This window comes from Caldisericum sp. (assembly GCF_049967455.1).
In the GTDB taxonomy this organism is placed as follows: Bacteria; Caldisericota; Caldisericia; order Caldisericales; family Caldisericaceae; genus Caldisericum; species Caldisericum exile_A.
On record NZ_JBMFSR010000099.1, the window covers coordinates 1 to 820 of the forward strand.

General features: G+C 30.7%; 2 protein-coding genes. Both read right to left on the bottom strand.

Annotation, left to right across the window (positions count from 1 at the left end; translation table 11 throughout):
- The coding region (locus ACP5SP_RS08005; protein WP_428076553.1) for a zinc ribbon domain-containing protein at positions 1-145 on the bottom strand (145 nt) is incomplete at its 3' end.
- A 255-nt stretch (positions 146-400) separates the two neighbouring features.
- Positions 401-634: a hypothetical protein gene (locus tag ACP5SP_RS08010; protein WP_428076551.1), complete on the bottom strand. Its 234-nt coding sequence runs from the start codon at positions 632-634 to the stop codon at positions 401-403.
- Positions 635-820 lie beyond the last annotated feature (186 nt).

Sequence of the window (820 nt, forward strand, 5' to 3'; positions counted from 1 at the left end):
ATCCTATTTTCAATATGTTTATGGCACTATTTAGATCTCTACCTATTACCAAACTACAATGATCACATTTGAAAGTTCTTTCTAATAACTTGATATCTTCTTTCCTTGCACCACAATTACTGCATATTTGGTAGTTGCTTTGTATTTACCTACAACTATCAGGATTTCAAGATTATTACTTAATCTTGAAATTATTCCCCCGATAGCTGTAATATGTATCTGTTTTCCAAACAATCCGCTTTATTACTTATGCACTTACTCATCTTGTATCGCAACCACTTTTTTCAAACAAGGCAATAGTCTTCTTACTGCTTAATCGTTAAAGTTTCAATCCCTGTAAGGTACTCTAAAAAACCTTAATCCCTTTATTCTGAATGTGAAATGTATTTTCTCTCTTCATTTACTTTGCTTCTTTAATCAACCTATAGGTTTTCTCAACATCCCTCACATTTTCATATATCTTCTTTACCGGTTCTAATTCTGTTATGGAATAATAGTAAATTATATCTTGAATCAAATCCTCTAGGAGATTGATTGAAAATAAAGCATATCTGGTTTCGTCTAATGGACTTGAGGTTAATGAGGATTTATAAGAGCCATCATTTTGATAGTATCCATCAATCATTCCAATCAATTCTTTGACCTTACCAACTAACTGGGTAAGTTCATTTGATTTCAGTTCAATTTTTGAATAAAGAAAATCAATACAGTAAACAATTTTGGAGATATTTTCGAGTGAGGCAACACGGTATTTGTATGCGTTACATAGATTTAAGATACTGAATAAGATTTTAACAAAAAATCAATTGGTGTCAAATTG